The sequence below is a fragment of the Ruminococcus sp. AF17-22AC genome (assembly GCF_003460065.1).
Taxonomy (GTDB): Bacteria; Bacillota; Clostridia; order Lachnospirales; family Lachnospiraceae; genus Blautia_A.
Genome location: NZ_QRXT01000001.1, coordinates 555,366 through 579,879, shown reverse-complemented (window position 1 = coordinate 579,879; position 24,514 = coordinate 555,366). Strand labels below are relative to the sequence as shown.

18 protein-coding genes are annotated in these 24,514 nt (G+C 44.7%); 17 read left to right on the top strand and 1 reads right to left on the bottom strand.

From position 1 onward, the window contains the following. Positions 1 to 113: 113 nt before the first annotated feature. From cooS to DWW86_RS02875, 12 genes are all read left to right on the top strand, one after another. Positions 114 to 2,006 (top strand): anaerobic carbon-monoxide dehydrogenase catalytic subunit, encoded by a 1,893-nt coding sequence (gene cooS / locus DWW86_RS02930; protein ID WP_072521055.1) that lies wholly within the window; start codon positions 114 to 116, stop codon positions 2,004 to 2,006. 43 nt (positions 2,007 to 2,049) lie between these two features. Continuing rightward, positions 2,050 to 2,823, top strand: coding sequence for an ATP-binding protein (locus tag DWW86_RS02925; protein WP_015542887.1), 774 nt, complete (start codon positions 2,050 to 2,052; stop codon positions 2,821 to 2,823). 17 nt (positions 2,824 to 2,840) lie between these two features. After that, entirely contained in the window at positions 2,841 to 4,970 is a 2,130-nt protein-coding gene (gene acsB, locus DWW86_RS02920; protein ID WP_072521057.1) for an acetyl-CoA decarbonylase/synthase complex subunit alpha/beta, read from the top strand. Positions 4,971 to 5,168: 198 nt separating this feature from the next. Next, positions 5,169 to 6,110, top strand: coding sequence for an acetyl-CoA decarbonylase/synthase complex subunit delta (gene acsD / locus DWW86_RS02915; RefSeq protein WP_072521058.1), 942 nt, complete (start codon positions 5,169 to 5,171; stop codon positions 6,108 to 6,110). Between the two features lie 25 nt (positions 6,111 to 6,135). Further along, a complete protein-coding gene (gene acsC / locus DWW86_RS02910; RefSeq protein WP_015542885.1) occupies positions 6,136 to 7,482 on the top strand; it encodes an acetyl-CoA decarbonylase/synthase complex subunit gamma in 1,347 nt (448 codons plus the stop codon). 80 nt (positions 7,483 to 7,562) lie between these two features. Continuing rightward, positions 7,563 to 8,351: a carbon monoxide dehydrogenase/acetyl-CoA synthase methytransferase subunit gene (gene acsE / locus DWW86_RS02905; RefSeq protein WP_015542884.1), complete on the top strand. Its 789-nt coding sequence runs from the start codon at positions 7,563 to 7,565 to the stop codon at positions 8,349 to 8,351. 102 nt (positions 8,352 to 8,453) lie between these two features. Beyond that, positions 8,454 to 10,382, top strand: a complete 1,929-nt coding sequence (acsV, locus tag DWW86_RS02900) for a corrinoid activation/regeneration protein AcsV (protein WP_072521059.1) — start codon at positions 8,454 to 8,456, stop codon at positions 10,380 to 10,382. 10 nt (positions 10,383 to 10,392) lie between these two features. Further along, positions 10,393 to 11,094, top strand: a complete 702-nt coding sequence (locus DWW86_RS02895; RefSeq protein WP_083585457.1) for a DUF3786 domain-containing protein — start codon at positions 10,393 to 10,395, stop codon at positions 11,092 to 11,094. A gap of 65 nt (positions 11,095 to 11,159) precedes the next feature. Continuing rightward, positions 11,160 to 12,845 carry a formate--tetrahydrofolate ligase gene (locus DWW86_RS02890; protein ID WP_117942210.1) on the top strand — a complete coding sequence of 562 codons (1,686 nt, stop codon included), beginning with the start codon at positions 11,160 to 11,162 and terminating at the stop codon, positions 12,843 to 12,845. 940 nt (positions 12,846 to 13,785) lie between these two features. Beyond that, entirely contained in the window at positions 13,786 to 14,415 is a 630-nt protein-coding gene (locus DWW86_RS02885) for a cyclodeaminase/cyclohydrolase family protein (protein WP_015542880.1), read from the top strand. A gap of 39 nt (positions 14,416 to 14,454) precedes the next feature. Continuing rightward, complete coding sequence (locus tag DWW86_RS02880; RefSeq protein WP_072521061.1) at positions 14,455 to 15,309, top strand: bifunctional 5,10-methylenetetrahydrofolate dehydrogenase/5,10-methenyltetrahydrofolate cyclohydrolase; 855 nt, start codon at positions 14,455 to 14,457, stop codon at positions 15,307 to 15,309. Then, positions 15,306 to 16,106, top strand: coding sequence for a glucosaminidase domain-containing protein (locus tag DWW86_RS02875; protein ID WP_117942209.1), 801 nt, complete (start codon positions 15,306 to 15,308; stop codon positions 16,104 to 16,106). The genes DWW86_RS02880 and DWW86_RS02875 overlap by 4 nt, the downstream gene beginning before the upstream one ends. 162 nt (positions 16,107 to 16,268) lie before the next feature. Here the strand turns inward: DWW86_RS02875 and DWW86_RS02870 are convergent, their stop codons facing one another. Next, on the bottom strand, positions 16,269 to 17,774 hold the full coding sequence (locus tag DWW86_RS02870; RefSeq protein WP_072521063.1) for a 4Fe-4S dicluster domain-containing protein: 1,506 nt from the start codon (positions 17,772 to 17,774) through the stop codon (positions 16,269 to 16,271). A gap of 388 nt (positions 17,775 to 18,162) precedes the next feature. Here DWW86_RS02870 and DWW86_RS02865 point away from each other — a divergent pair, with 388 nt between their 5' ends. From DWW86_RS02865 to DWW86_RS02845, 5 genes are all read left to right on the top strand, one after another. Next, a complete protein-coding gene (locus DWW86_RS02865) occupies positions 18,163 to 18,642 on the top strand; it encodes a complex I 24 kDa subunit family protein (RefSeq protein ID WP_072521064.1) in 480 nt (159 codons plus the stop codon). After that, complete coding sequence (locus DWW86_RS02860) at positions 18,639 to 20,510, top strand: NADH-quinone oxidoreductase subunit NuoF (protein ID WP_117942208.1); 1,872 nt, start codon at positions 18,639 to 18,641, stop codon at positions 20,508 to 20,510. The genes DWW86_RS02865 and DWW86_RS02860 overlap by 4 nt, the downstream gene beginning before the upstream one ends. 15 nt (positions 20,511 to 20,525) lie before the next feature. After that, the gene (locus tag DWW86_RS02855) at positions 20,526 to 22,214 is read left to right on the top strand and encodes a [FeFe] hydrogenase, group A (protein ID WP_117942207.1); all 1,689 of its coding nucleotides are present in this window, start codon (positions 20,526 to 20,528) and stop codon (positions 22,212 to 22,214) included. Between the two features lie 753 nt (positions 22,215 to 22,967). Beyond that, positions 22,968 to 23,810 (top strand): fumarate hydratase, encoded by an 843-nt coding sequence (locus DWW86_RS02850; protein WP_072521067.1) that lies wholly within the window; start codon positions 22,968 to 22,970, stop codon positions 23,808 to 23,810. 2 nt (positions 23,811 to 23,812) lie between these two features. Then, positions 23,813 to 24,382 (top strand): Fe-S-containing hydro-lyase, encoded by a 570-nt coding sequence (locus DWW86_RS02845; protein ID WP_117942206.1) that lies wholly within the window; start codon positions 23,813 to 23,815, stop codon positions 24,380 to 24,382. The last annotated feature ends 132 nt before the right edge of the window (positions 24,383 to 24,514 follow it).

The window sequence follows — 24,514 nt, the reverse complement described above, 5'->3', positions numbered from 1 at the left end:
AATTTAAAAATAACCCATGGCGGGGGATGGGTTCTGTCAGTGAGGTTATTACATAAAAAAGAAAGAAAAGAAAAATACATGTCAAATCATGTATCGTTAAAAGGAGGTCTATAATGAGTGAATTCAAATTAACTACAGTGGAAGAATTTGAAGCTGCTACCAACAGACTGTTGGAAACTGGCGCAAAGGTAGGCGCAGATGCCTGGCAGTTTCGTGTAAAAAACCAGACTCCACACTGTAAGTTCGGTGAGCAGGGTATCTGCTGTCGAATCTGTGCTATGGGACCATGCCGTATCACACCTAAGGCTCCGAGAGGAATCTGCGGATGTGACGCACACGGTATCGTAGGAAGAAACTTCCTGAAATTTACAGCAGGCGGTGCAGCTACTCATTCTGATCACGGTCGTGAGATCTGCCACACACTGTACTGTGCAAAAGAAGACGGAAACTATAAGGTAAAAGATCCTGAGAAACTGATCCGTATCGCAAAAGAATGGGGCGTAGAAACAGAAGGAAAAGATATCTATGATCTGGCTCATGAGATGGCTGAGATCGGTCTGATGGAATATGGTAAACCATTCGGATATCAGAGATTCCTTGACAGAATGCCGGAAGGACAGAAAGAAAAACTGATCGAGAACGAAATCGCACCACGTGCTATCGACCGTGAGGTTGCAACTTCTATGCATATGGCCCATATGGGATGTTCTTCTCTTCCGGAAGCACTTGTAAAACAGTCCCTTCGCTGCGGTATGGCTGATGGATGGGGCGGTTCCATGATGGGAACAGAGTTCTCTGACGTACTGTTCGGAACTCCGAAGCCGATTGATACAGAAGCTAACCTTGGTGTAATGGTTGAAGAAAACGTAAACATCGTTGTACATGGACATGATCCGAGTCTTTCTGAGATGATCTGTGAATATGCAGACAGCAAAGAAATGATCGATTATGCAAAATCCGTAGGAGCTAAAGGAATCACAGTTTCCGGTGTATGCTGTACTTCAAACGAAGTAGCTATGCGTCGTGGTGTTCCGATGGCTGGTAACTTCCTGCAGCAGGAAAACGTAGTACTGACAGGCGCCTGCGAAGCAATCGTAGTAGACGTTCAGTGTATTTTCCCGGCCTTAGGACCTCTGAGCAAATGCTTCCACACCAAATTTATCACAACTTCTCCGATCGCTCAGATGCCGGATTCTGAATTCATCAGATTCAACGCTGAGACAGCAGGAGAAAACGCAAAAGCAATCGTTAAGATGGCTATCGATAACTTCAAGAACAGAAAACCAGAACTTGTACATATCCCGCAGCTGAAACAGAAAGCTACTGTTGGTTACTCAGTAGAAGCAATTGTTAAAGTTCTTGACGGTGTTACAAACTCTCAGGTAGACGAAACAGGAACAACCAAACCGTTACTTGAGTGCATCACTTCCGGTGTTATCCGTGGTGCTGTTGCTATGGTTGGATGTAACAATCCTAAGATCCGTCCTGACTATGCACATATCGAACTGATGAAGAAATGTATCGCAAACGATATCGTTGTCATCGCTTCCGGATGTTCAGCACAGGCAGCTGCAAAAGCTGGTCTGATGGACAAATCCGCAAGAGAACTCTGCGGTGCAGGTCTGAAACGTGTCTGTGAGCTGGCTGATATCCCGCCGGTACTCCACATGGGATCCTGCGTAGATATCTCCCGTATGATGATCCTGGCTGCTGAACTTGCAAAAGATTCAGGACTTCAGATCAATCAGCTTCCGGTAGTTGGATGTGCTCCTGAGTGGATGTCTGAAAAAGCTGTATCCATCGGTAACTACGTAGTAGGTACCGGTATTGATACCTTCCTTGGTGTTGATCCATATGTTTCCGGTTCTTCAGAGATGGGTGAACTTCTCACAGAAGGAACAAGAAAATGGACAGGTGCTGCTTACACAGTAGAAACAGATATCGAGAAATTAGTTGATCTGATGATCGAAAGAATTGAAGAAAAGAGAACAGCATTAGGAATCTAATCTGCTGTAATCTAAAATTGTAATAAAAGGTGGATGACATAAAATGAAAATAGCAGTTACAGGAAAAGGCGGCGTAGGCAAAACTACTTTTGCAGCAACGCTCGCGAGATTGTATGCAGCAGAGGGCAGACCGGTACTTGCAGCAGATGTGGATCCGGATGCAAATCTTGGCCTGGCGCTGGGATTTGATGAAGAAACACTGGATTCTATCGTGCCGATTTCCAAAATGCGTAAGCTTGTGGAGGAACGCACAGGAGCAACTGCAGGAAATCAGTTCTATCATCTGAACCCAAAGGTAGACGATATTCCGGATAAATACGGTAAGGTCTGTAACGGCGTACGGCTCCTTGTCCTGGGAACTGTCGAGACAGGCGGCGGCGGATGTGTATGTCCGGAGCATGTAATGCTGAAACGTATTATTAACAATCTGGTGTTGAGAAGAGAAGATGTGGTGATTCTTGATATGGAAGCCGGCCTGGAACATCTCGGCAGAGGAACCACAGAGGGAGTTGACGCATTTATCGTAGTGATCGAACCAGGTGCAAGAAGTGTACAGACATACAAGAATGTCAAGCGTCTTGCCAGTGATCTTGGAGTAGCACAGGTTAAGGTTGTGGCAAACAAGGTCAGAAATACAGAGGATGAGGAATTTATCCGTTCCAGAATCCCGGCAGAAGACCTTCTTGGCATACTCCATTACAATACGGAGGTTATCGACGCTGACCGTCAGGGTAAATCCCCTTATGATTTCAGTGAGACTGTAACAGCTGAAATCACAAAAATAAAAGAAAAGATTGATCAGAATTCAAATCTGTAAAAACAGGAGGTATTAAAGTGACTTTATTTGATAGAGTATTCGGCGGAAATGATGCTGTATATGGTTTAACAGAGGGCGCTATTGACGGAGCAATCGCTCAGTATGGCGAAGACAAAGCTGTCAGCTTCCCGAACACCGCTTACAGCCTTCCATGTTACTATGCTGTAACAGGAACCAAAGTTACGACTTTAAAAGAATTAAAAGAAGCTCTTGGTGTTGTTAAAACACTTATGACAAGAGAAAAAAGATTAAACGATGCATTCATGTCCGGTGTTGCTACAGCACTTTGCGCAGAATTCATTGAAGTTCTCAAATATATTGATGGTGCAACACCATACGAAGAACCATGCTACGGACATCTTGCAGATGCAGTAATCCGTGAGCTTGGCGTACCGCTTGTAACAGGAGATATCCCTGGTGTAGCTGTAATCCTCGGCTCTGCTCCATCCGTAGAAGAAGGCGTTGCTCTTGTAAAGAGCTATCAGGCACAGGGTATCCTCGTAACACTGGTTGGCGGAATCATCGACCAGGTTGCAGAAGCAGGAATGAAGACAGGTGCAAACGTACGTGTTATTCCGCTTGGCAAAGACGTTACAGCAGTTATCCATGTAGTATCCGTTGCACTTCGTGCAGCACTGATCTTCGGTAATGTAACACCTGGAGATGCAGGCACACTGATGAAATACACAATGGACCGTGTACCGGCATTCGTTAACGCATTCAAACCTCTGGATGACGTGATCGTAGCCTGTGGAGCTGGTGCTATCGCACTTGGATTCCCGGTAATCACAAACGAAACAGAAAACATCTTCCGTGTACCAAAGAGCCTGATCGTTCAGGAAGACGTAAGCAAATTCAATGCTACATCTCTTGAAGCTCGCGACATCAAGATCAAGATCACAAATATCGATATTCCGGTTGCATTTGCATCCGCATTCGAAGGTGAGATCATCCGTCGTAAAGACATGCAGGTTGAGTTCGATGGTTCTCGTGTAGACTGTGCAGAGCTTGTACAGACATGTGACGCTTCCGAAGTAGAAGATCACAAGATTACAGTAGTTGGACCGGAAGTAGACGACATGGAACTTGGAAGCAAGAACAGCATCGCCTATATTGTTAAAGTTGCAGGCAAGAACATGCAGCCAGACTTTGAACCGGTTATCGAACGTAAATTCCATAACTACATCAACTGTATCGAAGGTGTATACCATACAGGACAGCGTGATATGCAGCGTATCCGTATCAGCATTGATGCATTCAACGCAGGCTTCAAGATCAAACATATCGGTGAAGTTCTTTACGCTTCTGTTAAGAACGAGTTTGACGCAGTTGTTGACAAATGTGAAGTTGTTATCTATACAGATCCGGCAGAATGTACAAGAGTACGTCATGAAGTTGCAATCCCGATCTTTGACAAACGTGATGAACGTCTTGATACTCTGACAGATGAATCTGTAGACGTATATTACAGCTGTATCCTCTGCCAGGCATTCTCCCCGAGCCATGTCTGCGTAGTAACACCAGAAAGACTTGGTCTCTGCGGTGCCGTTTCATGGCTGGATGCAAAAGCAACACATCAGCTTGATCCGAACGGACCTTGCCAGGTTATCACAAAAGAACGTCCGATCGATGAGAACCTTGGTTCTTACGAAGACGTTGATGAAGCAGTTCAGAAATTCTCACAGGGTGCTCTGGAGCACGTTACTCTGTACTCCATCATGCAGGATCCTATGACTTCCTGTGGATGCTTCGAGTGTATCTGCGGTATCGAGCCATTCTCCAACGGTGTTGTAATTGCAAACCGTGAGTATGCAGGCATGACACCACTTGGAATGACATTCCCTGAAATGGCATCCATGACAGGCGGCGGTGTTCAGACACCTGGTTTCATGGGACATGGAAAACACTTCATTTCCTCTAAGAAATTTATGAAGGCTGAAGGCGGTATCGAACGTATCGTATGGATGCCGAAAGAACTGAAAGAATTCGTTGCTGAACGTCTGAATAAGACAGCACAGGAACTTTACGGAATTGAAAACTTCACTGATATGATCGGTGATGAGACAGTAGCAACAGATCCGGAAGCACTGGTTGAATACCTGACCGAAAAAGGACATCCGGCTCTGGCTATGGATCCAATGATGTAACTCCCGCAAAGGAAATGAAAATCGAATCACAACGTAAAGCTGTTACAAACAACCGGCTGTGACAGTGCAAAATCTTTGCACATGTGACGATTTTTGATATTTTTTTAACGTAAAAGACCTGTGTTATCTTGTCACTGGTAATTTTATGTAGTATAATAGTAGTTGAGTTTTTAATAATTTAGAGGAGGCTTATGAGAAATGCCGTTTAATCAGAAACCACAGAAATTTAATGCAAAGATTAACGCTGTCACAATCGGAAGCGGAGATAAGACTGTGACAATCGGCGGAGAAAATTCTTTCCCGTTCTACACCTTTGATGCACCGACAGAGAACACACCAAAGATCGGTGTTGAGATTTCAGATCTGGGTCTGGATGAGTTTTCCGAAGGTGTAAAAGCTTATTATGAAGGCGCTACTTCCATGGCTGATATCGCAAAAAAAGCAGCAGCTATCGAAGGCGCAGATTTTGTTGCCCTCATCCTTGACGGTGGAGATCCGAACGGGGTAAACAAATCTATCGATGAACTGATCGAGGTTGTTAAAGAAGTAGCAGGCGCTATTGACTGTCCACTGGTTGTAGAAGGCTGCAAAAACGTAGAGAAGGATGCGGAACTTCTCCCGAAAGTAGCAGAAGTCCTTCAGGGAAGAAATGCCCTTCTTCTTTCCGAAAAAGAAGAAAACTACAAAGCAATCGGTGCAGCAGCAGGTCTTGCTTACAATCAGATCGTCGGCGCTGAATCAGCCGTTGATATCAACCTTGCAAAACAGTTAAACGTTGTTACTACACAGCTTGGTGTTGATGCGAAGAAAATCGTTATGAACATCGGTAGTGCAGCAGCTGGTTACGGATATGAGTACGTTGTTTCTACAATGGACCGTATCAAAGGTGCAGCATTAGGTCAGAATGACAATATGTTGCAGATGCCTATTATTACACCTGTATCCGCAGAGACATGGGCAGTTAAAGAAGCAACTGCTTCTGAAGCTGATATGCCTGAATGGGGATCAGCAGACGAGCGTGGAATCGATATGGAAGTTATGACAGCAGCAGCAGACCTTGCAGCTGGTTCTGATGCCGTAATCTTAAGACATCCGGAGTCTGTCAAGACTATTTCCAAACTGATCAAAGCACTTGCGTAAGGAATAATAGGAGGAAAAAATAGCTATGGCACTGAATGGTATTCAGATTTTTAAATTAACACCAAAGAAAAACTGTAAGGAATGTGGATGTCCGACATGTATGGCTTTCTCCATGAAAGTTGCACAGGGCGCAATGCAGATTGAGCAGTGTCCACATATGTCTGACGAAGCACTGGCTTCTCTGTCTGAGGCAACTGCTCCGCCGATGAAGACAATCAAGATCGGAACAGGTGATGCAGAATTCACTCTCGGAGGAGAAACTGTTCTGTTCAGACATGAAAAAACATTTGTAAGCAAACCAAGATACGCTGTATCCCTTTGCACATGCATGGATGATGCAGAAGTAGATGCTAAGCTTGCAGCAATCCCACATGTAGACTATGACCGTATCGGTGAGAGAATGCATGTAGAGCTTGTATATGTAAACTGTGATGCAGATGCAGACGCAGCAAAATATACAGCACTTGTAGAAAAAGCAAAAGGTCTTGGAAGAACTCTGGTTCTCGGATGTACAGATCCTGAGATCGCAAAAGCAGCTCTTGAAGTATGCAAAGACGGCAAACCGGTTCTGAACGGTGCAAATGCTTCCAACTACGAAGCAATGAATGCTGTTGCTACAGAAGCTGGTGTTGTTCTCGGTGTATCCGGTAAAGACCTGAACGAATTATATGACACAGTAGCAGCACTTGAAAAACTTGGCAACAAGAACCTTGTTCTTGACACAACAGGCGCTGACGTCAAAGAAACCTTCGCAAACACTGTACAGGTTCGTCGTGCAGCACTGAAAGATCAGGACAGAACATTTGGATATCCGTCCATCGTTAACCTGGTTAAAATTGCTAAGGGAGATCATCATTTACAGGCAGCACTTGCTTCCGTATTTACAATGAAATACGGTTCCATCATCGTTATGGAACAGATGACCTATGCAGAGGCACTTCCACTGTTCGGTCTTCGTCAGAACGTATATACAGACCCACAGAAACCAATGAAAGTAGAGCCGGGTATCTACCCACTCAACGGAGCAGATGAGAACTCTCTCGTTGTTACAACTGTAGACTTCGCTCTTACATATTTCGTAGTTTCCGGTGAACTGGAGCGTTCCGGTGTTCCGCTTAATCTTGTAATCAATGATGCAGGCGGACTTTCCGTACTGACATCCTGGGCAGCTGGTAAATTCTCCAGCACCAGCATTTCCGAGTACATCAAAGAAGAAGTAGAGCCGAAGGTAAAATGCCGTAAACTCGTTATTCCGGGTAAAGTAGCAGTCCTCAAGGGTGATCTTGAAGCAAAACTTCCGGGATGGGAGATTATCGTAGGACCTAGAGAAGCAGTACAGCTTGTGAAATTCTTAAAAGATATGCAGGCATAAGCCGCATAAAATAAAATTTATGCTCAGGGAGAATGAATACTCCCTGAGACATCTAAAACCATGTAAAGGAGAACACAGGTATGGCAAAATTTGTTACAATCGGAGAGAGACTTTCCACAACAGCACCGGCAGTTAATAAAGCATTCACAGAGAGAGATGCTGAGCCGATCCTCAAGAGAGCAAAACAGCAGCTCGACGCAGGTGCTACATATCTGGATGTTAATATCGGACCAGCAGAAAACGATGGACCGGAACTTATGAAATGGGCTGTAGAACTTCTGCAGAGCAACTTCGACAATGTTCCGCTTGCACTGGATACTTCCAATGTAGCAGCTATCGAAGCTGGTATTTCTGTATACAACCGTTCCAAAGGAAAACCGATCGTAAACTCCGCTGATGCAGCTGGAAGAATCGGATATGTTGATGTTGCAGCAGCAAACGATGCAATCGTTATCGCTCTTTGCAACGGCGAAGGAATCGCAAAAGACAATGACGAACGTATGATGTACATGCAGACTCTGATGGAGAGAGGTATGGAACAGGGTATGGACGTTGAGAACGATATGTGGTTCGACCCGTTATTCCTCGTTATCAAAGGAATGCAGGACAAACAGATGGAAGTTCTTGAATTCATCAAAATGATCTCTGACATGGGAATGAAGAGCACCGGTGGTCTTTCCAATAACTCCAACGGTATGCCGAAACATATCCGTCCGATCATGGACTCCGCTATGGTAGCTATGGCTATGATGCAGGGACTTACCTCAGCAATCGTTAACCCTAACGATCTTCGTCTGATGGAAACAATCAAATCCTGTGACATCATCAAAAATAACTATCTGTACGCAGATTCTTATCTGGAAATCTAATCAGTCTGTCGTTTTTACGACTGTAGGTACAAAAGGGCTGGAGGCTTTGCGGCCTCTGGCCTTTTTTGCATTGCATATCGACGCGAGAAAGGTGGTTACCGCATGTTTAAGGTAACATTTACATTTGAAAATGGCAGTGAGGTAGAAGCATTTGCCAATGCGGGGGATAATCTTCTGGAGGTTGCACGTGGTGCCAATGTGGCAATCGATGCCCCATGTTCCGGAAACGGAGCCTGTGGAAAGTGCCGAGTGCAGTTAAAAAGCGGAGAACTGGACTCAAAGAAAACACTTCATATTTCTGATGAGGAATTTGAGAAGGGCTGGCGTCTTGCATGTATGAGCAAGATCAGTGCTGACGTGGAAGTGCTGGTGCCGGATATCGCTTCTGCATACAAGAGCAGAATGAAAGTGGCTGACTTAAGTTCCAGGGAAGAAATTGCAATTTTTGAAAAAGCAAAAGATCAGGTAGAAGAAACCGGGATTCAGTTGAGAAACAGTCTGGAAGTAGTAGAACTTCAGATGAATGAACCTACTCTGGATGATACCATGCCGGATGTAGAAAGACTGACAAGAGCACTTCGGAAATTTATGAATCTGAAACGGATCAGAGTGCCATACACAGTTCTTCGTAAACTTCCGGATGTACTTCGTGCAAGTAAGTTTTCGGTAAAATGCGTTGTACGTGTGACTCCGGATGATATGTTTGTATACGATATTTTTGACAGCAAAGAAGACGTTGTAATGGGCGGACTTGCTGTGGATATAGGTACGACAACGGTTTCAGCTGTGATCATTGACATGGCAACAGGAGAAATCCTTGCAAAAAGTTCTTCCGGTAATGGTCAGATCCGTTATGGTGCAGATGTAATCAACCGTATCATTGAGACGACAAAACCGGGCGGAATCAAGAAACTGCAGGATGCAGTGATCAAAGAGACAATCAATCCGATGATCCATGAGATGTGCAGAAGCATTCATTTTCCGGAAAGCCAGATCTATCGTATGTGTGTGGCATCCAATACAACAATGAATCATCTGTTTGCAGGAATCAATGCAGATTATCTGCGTACAGAGCCGTATATTCCGGCATTCTTTAAGACAAATTCTCTGTTTGCATCGGATGTGGGAATTGAAATCAACAAAGATGCACACATCATCATGGCACCGAATATCGGAAGCTATGTCGGAGGAGATATTACAGCAGGTACTCTGGTAAGTATGATCTGGAACAGACCGGAGTTTTCACTGTTCATTGACCTTGGTACCAACGGCGAGCTTGTTTTTGGAAACTCTGATTTCATGATGAGTTGTGCCTGCTCAGCAGGACCTGCTTTTGAAGGTGGTGATATCAGTTGTGGTATGCGTGCAACTGACGGAGCTATTGAAGCATGTACAATCGACAAAGAAACGATGGAGCCGACTTACAAAGTTGTCGGTGAACCGGGTACGAAGCCAGTTGGATTATGTGGATCAGGTATCATTGATGTGATCAGTGAACTTTATATGACAGGAATTATCAATCCAAAGGGCAAATTTGTCCGTGAAGGAAAGAGAGTCCGTCACGACCATTATGGAATGGGAAGTTACGTGATCGCATTTGAAGAGGAAGCAGGATCTGCAAAAGATGTCGAGATCACAGAAGTAGATATTGACAACTTCATCCGTGCAAAAGGCGCAATTTTCTCAGCAATCCGCACAATGCTGTCATCACTGGACTTCGATGTATCCATGATAGACGATGTTTATGTTGCTGGTGGTATCGGCAGTGGAATCAATATGCAGAATGCAGTCAATATCGGAATGTTCCCGGATGTACCACTGGATAAATTCCATTATATTGGCAACTCTTCCCTGACTGGTGCATATCTGATGCTTCTTTCAACAGCAGCAGAGAAGAAAACATATGAGCTTGCATCCAATATGACTTATATGGAACTTTCGACAGTTCCGACTTACATGGATGAATTTGTGGGAGCCTGCTTTATCCCGCATACTGATGCATCCATGTTCCCTAACGTAAAACAGAGATAAGAGGTGTGTTATGAGTTCTGACGCAAAAACAACATTTGATCCGACAGAAAATGAATCTGTAGGAGATAAACTCGGATATGAAAAAGACAGCAAAGAACGTCTCCCATGGGAACATTATCTGAGCCAGTACAGAGACGCTGATCCAAAGGAAATTGCCACAAGACTTGGCATTTCTTACAATGAAGAAGAGAAGTATTTTACTTTAAAATTTCTCGGGACAGTATATCAGATTTCATGGCCGGATTTTGAGGTCAGTCATAAAGAGGATGATATGGGATTTTATCCTCTGGAAACTATGGTTTATGCCAGAACTCTGACCATTCGTTTTTTGCTGAACGGTGCCTTCACACAAGGTACCGGCAAATTTAAAACTTACAGGGAAATGCCATGGGGTGAGGTGTATCTCCGTCAGTTTGATGGCCGCTGCATTAAACGTCTGGCATTTTCCTATGGAAACCGTATTAAAGACTTTCAGGCAATCATGGAACATATGCATTGTGAACTGATAAATCATGGTGACATTGCATACCAGCTTGAAATCTTTCCGGGATATCTGGTGCAGATGATCCTGTGGGAGGGGGACGAAGAGTTTCCGCCATCCTCTCAGATCCTGTTTTCAGACAACTTCCCGGTATCCTTTCAGGCAGAAGATATGGCGGTTATGGGTGATGTGATCATCGGATCGCTGAAATCTTTTGCAAAAGTATTATAAATTTCTTGAAAAAAAGGCGGGTAGCCTTTTCATAAAGACATGCATAAATAAAGGAGGTAACTTTTATGGGATTCAAAAGTGACATCGAAATTGCACAGGAGTGCGAAATGCTTCCAATCACAAAAATTGCAGAAAAAGCAGGGATTGATGACAAATATCTGGAGCAGTATGGAAAATACAAAGCAAAGATTGACTACAATCTTCTGAGAGAAAGCGACAGAAAAGATGGCAAGCTGATCCTCATGACAGCAATCAACCCGACACCGGCAGGTGAAGGAAAGACTACTACAACCGTAGGTCTTGCTGATGCTATGCAGAAACTTGGAAAGAACGTTATGGTAGCACTTCGTGAGCCATCCCTCGGACCGGTATTCGGTGTTAAGGGCGGCGCAGCAGGCGGCGGATATGCACAGGTAGTTCCGATGGAAGACATCAACCTTCATTTTACAGGCGACTTCCATGCGATCGGCGCAGCAAACAACCTTCTTGCAGCAATGATCGATAACCATATTTTCCAGGGCAACGCACTGAACATTGACCCGAGAAAGATCACATGGAAGAGATGCGTGGACATGAACGACCGTCAGCTTCGTAACGTAGTAGACGGACTCGGCGGAAGAACAAACGGCATGCCGCGTGAAGACGGATACGACATCACCGTTGCATCCGAGATCATGGCGGTTCTCTGTCTTGCAAGCGACATCAAGGATCTGAAGGAAAGACTTTCCAGAATCATCATCGGATACACCTATGGTAAAGTATCTGAGCAGAAGCCGGTAACAGCCGGTGACCTTCATGCAGAGGGCGCTATGACAGCACTTCTGAAAGACGCCCTGAAACCGAACCTCGTTCAGACACTGGAACATGTTCCGGCGATCGTACATGGCGGACCTTTCGCAAACATTGCTCATGGATGTAACTCTGTAACAGCTACAAAGATGTGTATGAAGCTTGCTGATTACACAATCACAGAGGCTGGATTTGGTGCAGACCTCGGTGCAGAGAAATTCCTCGACATCAAGTGTCGTATGGCAGGACTGCATCCAAGCGCTGTTGTTATCGTAGCAACCGTACGTGCCCTGAAATACAATGGCGGCGTTCCGAAGGCAGACCTGAACAATGAAAATCTGGAAGCACTGGAGAAAGGTCTTCCGAACCTTCTGAAACATGTAAGCAACATCAAGAATGTATATAAGCTTCCTTGTGTTGTTGCAATCAATGCATTCCCGACAGATACCAAGGCAGAGCTTGACCTTGTAGAAGCAAAATGTAAAGAACTCGGCGTAAACGTAGCACTTTCCGAAGTATGGGCAAAAGGCGGCGAAGGCGGAATCAAACTTGCAGAAGAAGTTCTGCGTCTGGTTGAAGAGCCAAACGACTTTACTTATTCCTATGAACTGGAAGGCTCCATTGAGGACAAACTGAACCAGATCGTACAGAAAATCTACGGCGGCAAGAGAGTTGTACTTACAGCAAATGCCCAGAAACAGGCAAAACAGCTCGAGGCTCTTGGCTTCGGCAACTGCCCGATCTGTGTGGCTAAGACACAGTACAGCCTGACAGATGATCAGACAAAACTCGGTGCACCGACAGACTTCGAAGTTACAGTACGTAACCTGAAGATTTCCGCAGGCGCAGGATTCATCGTAGCCCTGACAGGCGAGATCATGACCATGCCGGGACTGCCGAAAGTACCGGCTGCAGAGAGAATCGATGTAGATGAGACCGGAAAGATTACGGGACTTTTCTGATAAGAATTAAGTCCTATACTAAAAAGGTGTATTTTTGCTTTATAAAGCAAGGAAATTCAATTTGGAACCTGTGAAAACCCTGAGGGGGAGCATCTCGAAGTTGCGAAAGGCCGAAGCTCCCAAGCTGCGGACATTCGCAATCCGCCTACGCTACTTGCTCATACACGCAATAATAGATTGCGTGTATACTCCCCCTTTTTGGCCCCGCTGAGCAAGAATTGTGGTATGGGCCTGAGGGCGAGAAATGCTCCCTGTGGTCAAGTGAATTGTTGGTATGAGGTGCCTTGAATTGCGATTGTGAAGATTTAGGTCATAGAAAAAGGTGAGTTTCTGTGACCTAAATTAAAGAAATGCAAGATCAGGTCATTCAAAAAGCTCAAAATGAATGACTCGGATTGTGAAAATGTAAGATCAAGTCATTCAAAAAACTCAAAATGAATGACTCGGATTGTGGAATTGTAAGATCAGGTCACCTGGAAAGGCGAAAATAGATGACTTAGATAGCAGTAATATAAATACAAGTCACTGGAGTGGTCTAAAAAGGATGACTTCAATCACGGTATTACAATTTCAAGTCATTCGTACAAATGGAAATATACGTAGAATAAGAGCCAGGGAGTCTATGGTGTTGGTATTGAGATGTAACGTCGACTACCATTTGCTGACATTCCTACTCTGCGTGGCCAGGTGGGGAGTGCGAGGGGAGAGCGGCCTTCGCAACTTTGAGCGTCTCCCCTCGCAGGTTTTCTCATATTTCCAAATATGAACAGGTCTTCAGGAATTATCCTGAAAATCCAAATATGAACAGGTCTTCAGGAATTATCCTGAAAATCCAAATATGAACAGGTCTTCAGGATTAATCCTGAAAAATATAAAAGAAAATTGAAAGTATAGAAAAAAGAGCCTTTTATTAGGTACCCTTTTTTCAGGAGGAGAAAAAATGGGATTTTCCACAAGCACATGTACAGAATTTGTAGAGGTACTTGCCTCTAAAGCCCCGGTGCCGGGTGGCGGCGGAGCGTCTGCTCTGGTTGGTGCAGTAGGAACTGCACTTGGTAACATGGTAGGCAGCCTGACAGTAGGCAAGAAAAAATATGCAGATGTTGAAGATGAAATGTGGGAACTGAAAGCAAAATGCGATCAGCTTCAGAAAGATTTCCTGCGTCTGATCGAAAGAGATGCAGAAGTTTTTGAACCGCTTTCCAAAGCATATGGCATGCCGAGAGAAACAGAAGAAGAAAAAGCAGAAAAAGCACGCGTTATGGAAATCGTGCTGAAAGATGCATGTTCCGTTCCGATGGAGATCATGGAAAAATGCTGTGAAGCAATCGAGCTCATCGTAGAATTCGGTGCAAAAGGTTCCAAACTTGCAATCAGTGATGCAGGTGTTGGTGCAGCATTCTGCAAGGCGGCATTAAAAGGTGCCAGCCTGAATGTATACATCAATACAAAATCCATGGCTGACAGAGAATACGCAGAAGAATTAAACAAAAAAGCAGATGCAATGCTTGAAAAATATACAAAGATTGCAGATGAAACGTTCGAAAGCGTTCTGGGACGTCTGAAATAGTATTCAGTGACATAATTATTAGCGGAGGAAATATAAAAAATGGCAAAGCAGTTATTAGGTAAAGAAGTAACAGCAGCACTGAACGAAAGAATTAAAGCAAACGTAGCTGAGTTACAGGGAAAGGGTGTTAATCCGACTCTGTGCATCATCCGTGTTGGCGAGAATCCAAGTGATATTTCTTATGAAAGAGGAGCAACAAAACGTTGCGAAACACTGGGCGTTGCATGTGAAAAAATTCTTCTTCCAGGAGATGTAACTCAGGACGAGCTTCTTGCAACTATCGATAAAGTAAATAAAGATGACCATATCCATGGCGTTCTTCTGTTCCGTCCACTTCCGAAACATCTGGATCAGGCAGTGATCGAGAATGCGCTTGCAGCAGAAAAAGACGTAGACTGTATGACAGATCTTTCTATGTCCGGTGTTTACACAGGAAAGAAAATCGGTTTCCCGCCATGTACACCACAGGCCTGTATGGAAATTCTTGATCATTACGGAATCGACTGCACAGGCAAAAAAGCCGTTGTTATCGGAAGAAGCCTTGTAGTTGGAAAACCTGCAGCAATGATGCTTGTTAAGAAAAATGCAACTGTAACAATCTGCCATACAAGAACAGTGGATATGCCATCTGTAGCAAGAGAGGCAGATATCGTGATCGTAGCAGCCGGCCGTGCTGGTGTTGTCGGTGCGGAATATGTAAAAGAAGGACAGACTATCATCGACGTAGGAATCAACGTAAATGCAGAAGGAAAACTTTGTGGCGATGTTGATTATGCAGCAGTTGAACCGATCGTTGATGCAATCACTCCGGTACCGGGCGGTGTTGGAAGTGTTACTACATCTGTTCTTGTAGGACATGTAGTAGAAGCTGCAATGAGAAAGGTTAATGGATGATAAGAAACAAAAAAGCAATACTCTTTTGTTCTCAGATAATACTGACAGGTGCCCTTTTGACAGGGGCACCTTGTCTGGCATCTGGGAGTGAACCGGAGCTGACATCAGTGGATACGACAGAAAGCGTATTTGGAAGCGCAGATACAGAAAATACAGAACCAGATCATTCCGGAGAAGGCCAGATTCATAAACCAGAAAGTTTAGAGGCACCGGATTATACATCGGATCCGGATTTTGTAGATGATTCTACAGACAATACGTATGGTTATTACACAATTATGGGCGAAACGACAGTTTCCCTTGCACAGATGACTTCACAGTATGAAGAACGCGGCGTAGAATACCCGGCGGCAACCTTGAAAGAAGGCGGAGCAGCAACCATCGATGAATTTTGCACAATAATTCTTGAGGAAGCGAACGCAGAAGGTGTACGTGGAGAAGTTGTATATGAACAGGCAATGCTGGAAACCGGATGGCTTCAATATGGAGGAGATTCCGGCGCATCACAGTTTAATTTTGCAGGCATTGGAACGACCGGAGGCGGAGTTGCCGGGGTATCTTATCCTGATGTCCGTACAGGAATCCGTGCACAGGTGCAGCATCTGAAGGCTTATGCATGTGAGGAAGCGCTCAATCAGGACTGTGTAGATACAAGATTTGACCTTGTGGCCAGAGGCAGTGCGCCTTATGTAGAATGGCTCGGACAGCAGGAAAATCCGAATGGCGGAGGATGGGCGGCTGGATCTGATTACGGAGAAAAACTTAGAAAATTACTTGCTCAGCTGAAAGCTGAATGATAAAAATATAGACAGAAAACACAGAACAGAGGTTTGAAATAAAGTACAAAACAAAAATACCAGAGGATTATCAGATTAAAAAGTATATCTGATAATATCTCTGGTATTTATATATAGAAGAAAATCTTTAATAATATTTCCTGTAAAAGAGCTGGAAATATATCAGTTAAGTTCGATGTCAACAAGTCCCTTCGGTGGAAGTTTCTTAGAACAGGAAGCAAGGAATTTCTTCAGTTCTTTCGAAGATTTTGCAACCGGTACATTGGTTCCGGCACCGCCCATACATCCACCAGGGCATGCCATACCTTCAATCATACAGCCATTGAGTTTGCCGGCTTTGGCAAGCGCGAGGACTTTTTTGCATTCGGCAAGACTTTCTGCATGTTCGATGTGAACCGGTACATCCGGATAATATTCTTTCAGACATGCTTCGATAGCTCCTGCAACACCGCCTGCAACAGCGTAACCACGTCCGGCTGCCGTTGCATCATGGAGTGAACCATCTTCTTCAAAAGAAGCAGGATCAATTTCACGTGCATCAAACATGGCATCCAGTTCTTCGAAGGTAAGAACAAAATCAACATCACTGCGGACGGTACGGCGCATTGCCTCAAGCTTTTTGGAAGCGCATGGTCCGATAAAAACAACTTTTGCGTCAGGCTGTTCCTGTTTTACCTTACGTGCAGTGGCAACCATCGGTGTCAGTTCCTGAGAAATATTGTCGATCATGGTCGGGAAAAATTTCTTTGCCATCATGGACCAGGATGGACAGCAGGAAGTCAGAAGGAACGGAAGATTACCGGTAGCGACTTCTTTGGCATAATGGTGTGCTTCAGAAATTGCACCGACATCAGCACCGAAAGCAACTTCATGTACATCGGAAAAGCCCAGAACCTGCAGCGCGGTTTTGAATTTACCTGGCGTTACATCATCGCCAAACTGACTGATATATGCCGGGGCAACGATTGCAATAATTTTGTCTCCGTCGCGAAGCGCGTGAGAAAGCTGGAAAATCTGAGATTTATCAGAAATTGCACCAAACGGGCAGCTTACCATACACATACCACATGATACACATTTGTCTTCCAGAATGCTTGCACGGCCCTGCTCATCACTTCCAATCGCTTTGACTCCACATGCCTGCTCGCATGGACGTACGTTGTGTGAGATGGCATCGTATGGACAGGCTGCCTTGCATTTGCCGCATTTGATACATTTTTCCTGATCGATATAAGATTTGCCGTCTTTCATGGAAATCGCACCTTTTGGACATGCCTGCATACATGGATGAGCTACACAGCCACGGCACATATTGCTGACGATGTATTTGTTTGGCGGGCAGGCTGCACATGCAGATGGGATGACCTGCATAAGAGGCGGCTCATAATATTTTTCGTTGATATTGCTGGCTGCAAGACCGTCTGTCAGATGGACGGCTTTGTTTTCCGGGCGAAGAGAAAGTCCCATGGCAAGACGGACTCTTTCGCTGGCAACGGCGCGTTCTCTGTAGATACTTTCACGGTATTTGGCTTTTTCTTCCACGATATTGTAAGGAATTGCTTCAATATCATGGATCAGAGTTTCATCAGAAGATTCGAATCCGGCTTTAGCAACTTCGGCAAAGACTTTGTGTCGGATTGCCCTGACTGGTGTGTCATAATTTCGCATATGTATATCTCCTTAAACTTAATAAGAAATTTTTTCATCTACCTTTCACTATAATAGTGTAAAGAAATTCCAAAAGCAATAAATATTATGTATTTTTACAAGCACAAAAGCCTGAATAGAAATATATTTTATACAAAGTTGTATTAGAATAACAAATTATGCAAAAGTTAGATGAAGAAAACAAGATTGATAAAAAATTATATAATATGTTAAAAATGTCACGAAAAAGTCGCGAAAAATAAAAAAATTAAATAAATTAATTCAAAATATCTATATTTTCCTTGTTTAAAATATATATTTAATGTATAATTGGAGCTAACAAAGCTGTGTAAATTAGACAAAAACGATGAGCGCAGGAAAAACTATTTTCAAACAAGGAGGGAATTGAATGTTAGATCAGTCTTATTACGCGAAGACAGATGAGATCATCGAGCATTACGGACGTAAACCAGCATCACTGATTCCAATTATGCAGGACATTCAGGCAGAATACCGTTATCTTCCGGGAGAACTTCTGACTTATGTTGCATCCAAGATCGGAGTTACAGAGGCTAAGGCGTACAGTGTAGCTACTTTCTATGAGAATTTTTCTTTTGAGCCGAAAGGAAAATATGTGATCAAAGTCTGTGACGGAACTGCATGTCATGTGCGTAAATCCATGCCGGTTAAGGAAGCGTTGATGAAAGAGCTTGGACTTAGTAATAAGAAGCATACGACGGACGATATGCTTTTTACAGTAGAAACCGTATCCTGTCTTGGTGCGTGCGGACTGGCACCAACACTTACGGTTAATGATGAAGTACACCCGAAGATGACACCAGAAAAGGCAATCGATCTGTTAAATGAATTGAGAGGTGAGACGGTATGAGTATTGTGAGTAAAGAAGATCTGCTCAACAAGCAGACTGAAGCAAAAAATACCCTGAAATCCTTTACCTGTCGTGTACTTGTCTGTTCCGGTACAGGATGTATTGCTTCCGGCGCACAGAAGATTTACGACGAAATGATGAAATTATGCGAGAATCTGGATTGGGTAAGCGTGGAAATGCAGAAAGATGTTCCGCATGTCGGTGTTGTTAAGACCGGATGCCAGGGACTTTGCGAACTTGGACCTCTTATGAAAATCGAGCCTTACGATTATCAGTATGTGCATGTACAGGTGGAAGACTGTAAGGAAATCGTAGAGCGTACTGTTATGGAAGGTCAGCCGGTAAGCAGACTGTTTTATCGTGATCATGATACTGTCTGTCCACATCCATCTGATATTCCGTTCCTGAATCAGCAGACAAGAATCGTTCTTGAAAACTGTGGAAATATCGATGCAGAATCTATTGATGAATATATTGCAGTCGGCGGATTTCAGGCTATGGCAAAAGCTTTCTTTGATATGTCTCCGCAGGAGGTTATCGATGAAGTAACGAAATCCGGACTTCGTGGACGTGGCGGAGCTGGTTTCCCGGCCGGTAAGAAATGGTCGCAGGTAGCCCGTCAGAAAGAAAAAGTCCGCTACGTTGTATGTAACGGTGACGAGGGTGATCCGGGTGCATTTATGGATGGCTCCGTAATGGAAGGTGATCCATATAAGATGATCGAAGGTATGGTCATTGCAGCATATGCAGTAGGCGCTGAGAATGGATATATTTATGTACGTGCAGAATATCCTCTTTCCGTAAAACGTCTCCGCATGGCTATCGAGCAGGCGGAAGCGTATGGTCTCCTCGGTGACAATATCCTTGGTTCTGGAATAAATTTCCACTTACATATCAATCGTGGAGCCGGCGCGTTTGTCTGTGGTGAAGGTTCTGCCCTTACCGCATCCATCGAAGGAAAGCGTGGTATGCCGCGTGTAAAACCGCCGCGTACCGTAGAAAAAGGACTCTGGGAAAAACCAACAGTTCTTAATAACGTAGAGACATATGCAAATGTTCCGAAGATCATTCTTCAGGGTGCTGACTGGTTCCGTACCATCGGTACAGAAGGAAGCCCGGGAACAAAGACTTTCTCCCTGACCGGTGCGATCGAAAACACAGGTCTTATCGAAGTTCCGATGGGAACAAGCCTTCGTCATATTATTTATGATATCGGTGGCGGTTTAAAGAGCGGAGCGGCATTCAAGGGTGTACAGATAGGTGGACCTTCCGGTGGATGTCTGATTGAAGATCAGATCGACCGTCCACTTGATTTTGACTCCGTAAAATCGCTGGATGCGATCATGGGTTCCGGTGGACTGGTAGTAATGGACGAAAACACCTGTATGGTAGAAGTGGCCAGATTCTTTATGAACTTTACACAGCGTGAAAGCTGCGGCAAATGTGTTCCATGTCGTGAAGGAACCAAACGTATGCTGGAAATCCTCGAAAGAATCGTAGAAGGAAAGGGCGAAATGTCCGACCTTGATGAACTGGAAGAACTTGCGACCATGGTTCAGAGCATGGCTCTCTGCGGACTTGGAAAGAGTGCACCGCTTCCGGTAATCAGTACTCTGAAACGCTTCCGCGATGAATATGAAGAACACATCCGAGACAAGAAATGTCGTGCAAAAGTCTGCACCGCACTTCGTCAGTTCCATATCAATCCGGAATTCTGTATTGGCTGCGGCAAGTGTGCGAAGAACTGTCCGGCAGCAGCAATATCCGGAAAGATCAAACATCCGTATCATATCGACAATGAGCTTTGTATTAAGTGCGGTACCTGTAAGGATAACTGTAACTTTGATGCAATTTATGTGGAAGCATAGGAAGGGGGCTGACTTATGGGTACAATGACAATTGACGGTAGAAAAGTGGAATTTACCGATGAAAAAAATATCCTTACCGTGATCCGTAACGCAGGCATTAACATTCCGACACTGTGCTATCATTCAGAGATTTCCACATTCGGAGCCTGTCGTTTATGTACGGTTGAAGATGACAGAGGCAAAACATTTGCATCCTGTTCCGAACAGCCGAGAGATGGAATGGTAATTTATACAAATACCGGAAGACTGAGAAACTATCGTAAGCTGATCGTGGAGCTGCTTCTTGCAGCACACTGCCGTGACTGTACAACCTGTATCAAGAGCGGTGAATGTGTACTTCAGGAACTGGCACATCGTCTCGGCGTAAGAAACATCCGATTCGAAAATACAAGAGAGCAGCATGAACTGGATTTCAGTTCACCATCCATAGTACGTGATCCGAATAAATGTATCCTCTGCGGAAACTGTGTACGTGCCTGCGAGGAGATTCAGGGAATCGGAGCACTTGGATTTGCATTCCGTGGAACAGAAGCTATGGTTATGCCGGCATTCAACAAAAAGATTGCAGAAACACAGTGCGTAAACTGTGGCCAGTGCCGTGTATTCTGTCCGACCGGAGCGATTTCCATTCATACCAATTCTGATAAAGTCTGGAAGGCTCTGGCGGATCCGGAAATCCGTGTGGTTGCACAGATCGCTCCGGCAGTCCGTGTAGCCGTTGGTGACCATTACGGCCTCCAGAAAGGCAGAAGTGTAATGGGCAAAATCGTCAATGCACTTCACCGTATGGGATTTGATGAAGTTTATGATACAAGTTTCAGTGCTGACCTTACCATTATGGAAGAAACAGCGGAGTTCCTGGATCGAATTGAAAAAGGAGAAAAACTTCCTCTTCTGACATCCTGTTGTCCTGCATGGGTAAAATTCATCACTGACCAGTATCAGGAATTTATTCCGAATCTTTCTACCTGTAGATCTCCACAGGGAATGATGTCCGCAGTAATTAAAGAATATTTCCGTGATCCGGAGCATGCAGCAGGAAAGAAGACCATTATGGTTTCTGTTATGCCATGTACTGCAAAGAAAGCAGAAGCAGTTCGTCCGAACAGCTATACACATGGAGAGAAAGATACGGATATCGTTATTACGACTACCGAACTGATCCGTATGATCGATAACTTCGGTCTTGACTTTGCGTCACTTGATCCGGAAGCATGTGATATGCCATTTGGATTTGGTTCCGGCGGTGGTGTAATCTTTGGTGTTACCGGTGGTGTTACAGAGGCAGTTCTCCGTCGTCTGAATCCGGATCATTCCAAAGAAACCATGAATGAAATCGCAGAGTGCGGTGTTCGTGGAGAAGAAGGCATCAAAGAATTTACGGTTCCGTATAAAGGAATTGATGTAAAAGTCTGCGTTGCCAGCGGTCTTGCAAATGCAAGAATCGTTATGGATCGTGTAAAGAACGGCGAAGCCGAGTATCATCTGATTGAGATCATGGCATGTCGTCGTGGATGTATCATGGGTGGCGGCCAGCCGACCAGAGCAGGTGACAGAACCAAGTATGCGAGAGCAAAAGGTCTGTACAATGCAGATAATACTATGATCATCAAAAAGTCCGATGAGAACCCGCTTGTACAGGAACTGTATGCCGGATTGCTCAAAGGCAAGGAGCATGAACTGCTTCATAATGAGTTTTATTGATTTGTAATTTGAGGGTATGATGAGAGTAATGTGATATAACACCAAGGTGAGGGGCATATCACTGAGGTGTAGTGGAAAGAGCTGACACGGGATCTGTCCCTGTAACCGGCTTGCGTTTCTCGAAATTCTTTCGTTCGCCTATTGATAACTGCTTTTGCAAACTCGCACTGAAGCGCTCAGACAGTGCAACGCAGTTATCGCTGGAACGAAAAAATTTCGGAAGCTGCACCAGGTTACAGGAGACAGATCCCGGTCAGCTTTTTCTAGTTCCTCATGTTTTATGATTGTCATCACGGCGGTTATATCACATGCTCTCATAGATACCTTCAAGTTCAAATGAATCAAGCATTATGACTCCGGTTCATTAGAACTCCCGGTAGGGGCGTTCCGCCCCGGCCCTGAGCCAACTTCGCATCCAGGCAAATTTTTGACGGGTGCGATGAAATTAAATTGTGTGGAGGGGATACCAATTCACAGAAAGAAAGGCAGATGGTCCGGGGACTCAGCGAGGCTTCCCAGTGAACGACTGTGCCAGCGATGAGTGATTTTGTTCTGTTTGAGCGTTAGCGAGTTAACAAAATCACTCATCCATAGGCGCACGGGAGGACACAGGAAACGAAGCGTGTCCCCGGACCACCTGCCTTTCTTTTGCGAGCTTATATATCCCCTCCCCGCAAATTCCTTCATCCACTCTTGCACAAAAATTCCCGATACGATACAATAAAACAAAAAACACGAAGGAGTGCAACCGACATGCGTGAAATACAAGCATCCATGATTACGGACACCATCGAGAGACTTTGCATCGAAGCCAATCAGGTGCTTCCGGATGATATCAAAAAATCCATCCAGGCCTGTCGTTCCTGTGAGGACGGACAGATTGCCTGTGGCATCCTTGACAACATTATCGAAAATTACGAAATTGCCGAAAACGAACAGGTTCCGATCTGCCAGGATACCGGAATGGCCTGCGTTTTCCTTGAAATCGGACAGGACGTACATATAACAGGCGGAGACCTGAGCGAGGCAGTAGACGAAGGCGTACGCCGCGGCTACACCAACGGTTATCTGCGTAAATCCGTTGTCAAAGATCCGGTTCGCAGAGGAAACACCGGCGATAATACACCGGCAATGCTTTATACAGAAATCGTTCCGGGCGAAAACATCAAAATCACCGTTGGTCCGAAAGGCTTCGGAAGTGAAAACATGAGTGCGATCCGCATGTTTAAGCCATCCGCAGGAATCGAAGGAATTAAAGATTTTATCATCGAAACTGTAGAGACAGCAGGCCCAAACCCATGTCCTCCGATGGTTGTCGGAGTAGGAATCGGCGGTACTTTTGATAAGGCAGCTCTCCTTGCAAAAAAGGCTCTGATGCGCCCGATAGATACCGAAAACGAGGATCCATACTACGCAGACCTTGAGAAAGAAATGCTGGAAAAAATCAACCAGCTTGGTATCGGACCGCAGGGATTCGGAGGAAGAACAACTGCACTTGGTCTGAACATCGAGACCATGCCGACTCACATTGCCGGCATGCCATGTGCGATCAATATCAGCTGCCATGTGACAAGACATAAAACGGAGGTGATCTGAAAATGGAACGACATATTACACTTCCCCTGACAGAAGAACTTGCAAAAAGCCTTCATGCCGGTGATACCGTTTACCTTACCGGAACCATTTACACCTCCCGTGATGCCGGACACAAGAGAATGTGCGAGGCACTTGCCAGAGGCGAAGAACTTCCTTTTGATCCGAAAGATGCAACAATTTATTATGTAGGACCGACTCCGGCCAAACCGGGACAGGTTATCGGTTCCGCCGGACCGACTACAAGCGGACGAATGGATGCCTATGCACCGACCATGATGTCCGTGGGTGCACGAGGTATGATCGGAAAAGGAGCCCGCCTTCCGGAAGTCATAGAAGCAATGAAAAAATATAATGGAGTTTATTTTGGCGCAATCGGCGGAGCAGGCGCACTTCTTGCAAAATGCATCAAAAAAGCAGAACTGGTGGCTTATGAAGATCTCCAGTCAGAGGCACTTCGACGTCTTTATGTCGAAGAAATGCCACTGGTAGTCATCATTGACTGCGAAGGAAACAATCTTTACGAACAGGGAAGAGAATCATACCTGAAAGAACATGGTACAAAAGAAGCATAAATCTTATGTAAAACATGAATTAGTTGTGCAGATTTATTCTATAAGAAAACAGACAAAATCATAACAGAAGCCCCTTATGCATATATATGTAACAATACATGGGATTGTGTGAGTATATGCAAGGGGGCTTTT

Coding starts and splice junctions, on each gene's coding strand:
- cooS (WP_072521055.1), top strand. CDS start 114: ATGAGTGAATTCAAATTAACTACAGTGGAAGAATTTGAAGCTGCTACC.
- DWW86_RS02925 (WP_015542887.1), top strand. CDS start 2,050: ATGAAAATAGCAGTTACAGGAAAAGGCGGCGTAGGCAAAACTACTTTT.
- acsD (WP_072521058.1), top strand. CDS start 5,169: ATGCCGTTTAATCAGAAACCACAGAAATTTAATGCAAAGATTAACGCT.
- acsC (WP_015542885.1), top strand. CDS start 6,136: ATGGCACTGAATGGTATTCAGATTTTTAAATTAACACCAAAGAAAAAC.
- acsE (WP_015542884.1), top strand. CDS start 7,563: ATGGCAAAATTTGTTACAATCGGAGAGAGACTTTCCACAACAGCACCG.
- acsV (WP_072521059.1), top strand. CDS start 8,454: ATGTTTAAGGTAACATTTACATTTGAAAATGGCAGTGAGGTAGAAGCA.
- DWW86_RS02895 (WP_083585457.1), top strand. CDS start 10,393: ATGAGTTCTGACGCAAAAACAACATTTGATCCGACAGAAAATGAATCT.
- DWW86_RS02890 (WP_117942210.1), top strand. CDS start 11,160: ATGGGATTCAAAAGTGACATCGAAATTGCACAGGAGTGCGAAATGCTT.
- DWW86_RS02885 (WP_015542880.1), top strand. CDS start 13,786: ATGGGATTTTCCACAAGCACATGTACAGAATTTGTAGAGGTACTTGCC.
- DWW86_RS02880 (WP_072521061.1), top strand. CDS start 14,455: ATGGCAAAGCAGTTATTAGGTAAAGAAGTAACAGCAGCACTGAACGAA.
- DWW86_RS02875 (WP_117942209.1), top strand. CDS start 15,306: ATGATAAGAAACAAAAAAGCAATACTCTTTTGTTCTCAGATAATACTG.
- DWW86_RS02870 (WP_072521063.1), bottom strand. CDS start 17,774: ATGCGAAATTATGACACACCAGTCAGGGCAATCCGACACAAAGTCTTT.
- DWW86_RS02865 (WP_072521064.1), top strand. CDS start 18,163: ATGTTAGATCAGTCTTATTACGCGAAGACAGATGAGATCATCGAGCAT.
- DWW86_RS02860 (WP_117942208.1), top strand. CDS start 18,639: ATGAGTATTGTGAGTAAAGAAGATCTGCTCAACAAGCAGACTGAAGCA.
- DWW86_RS02855 (WP_117942207.1), top strand. CDS start 20,526: ATGGGTACAATGACAATTGACGGTAGAAAAGTGGAATTTACCGATGAA.
- DWW86_RS02850 (WP_072521067.1), top strand. CDS start 22,968: ATGCGTGAAATACAAGCATCCATGATTACGGACACCATCGAGAGACTT.
- DWW86_RS02845 (WP_117942206.1), top strand. CDS start 23,813: ATGGAACGACATATTACACTTCCCCTGACAGAAGAACTTGCAAAAAGC.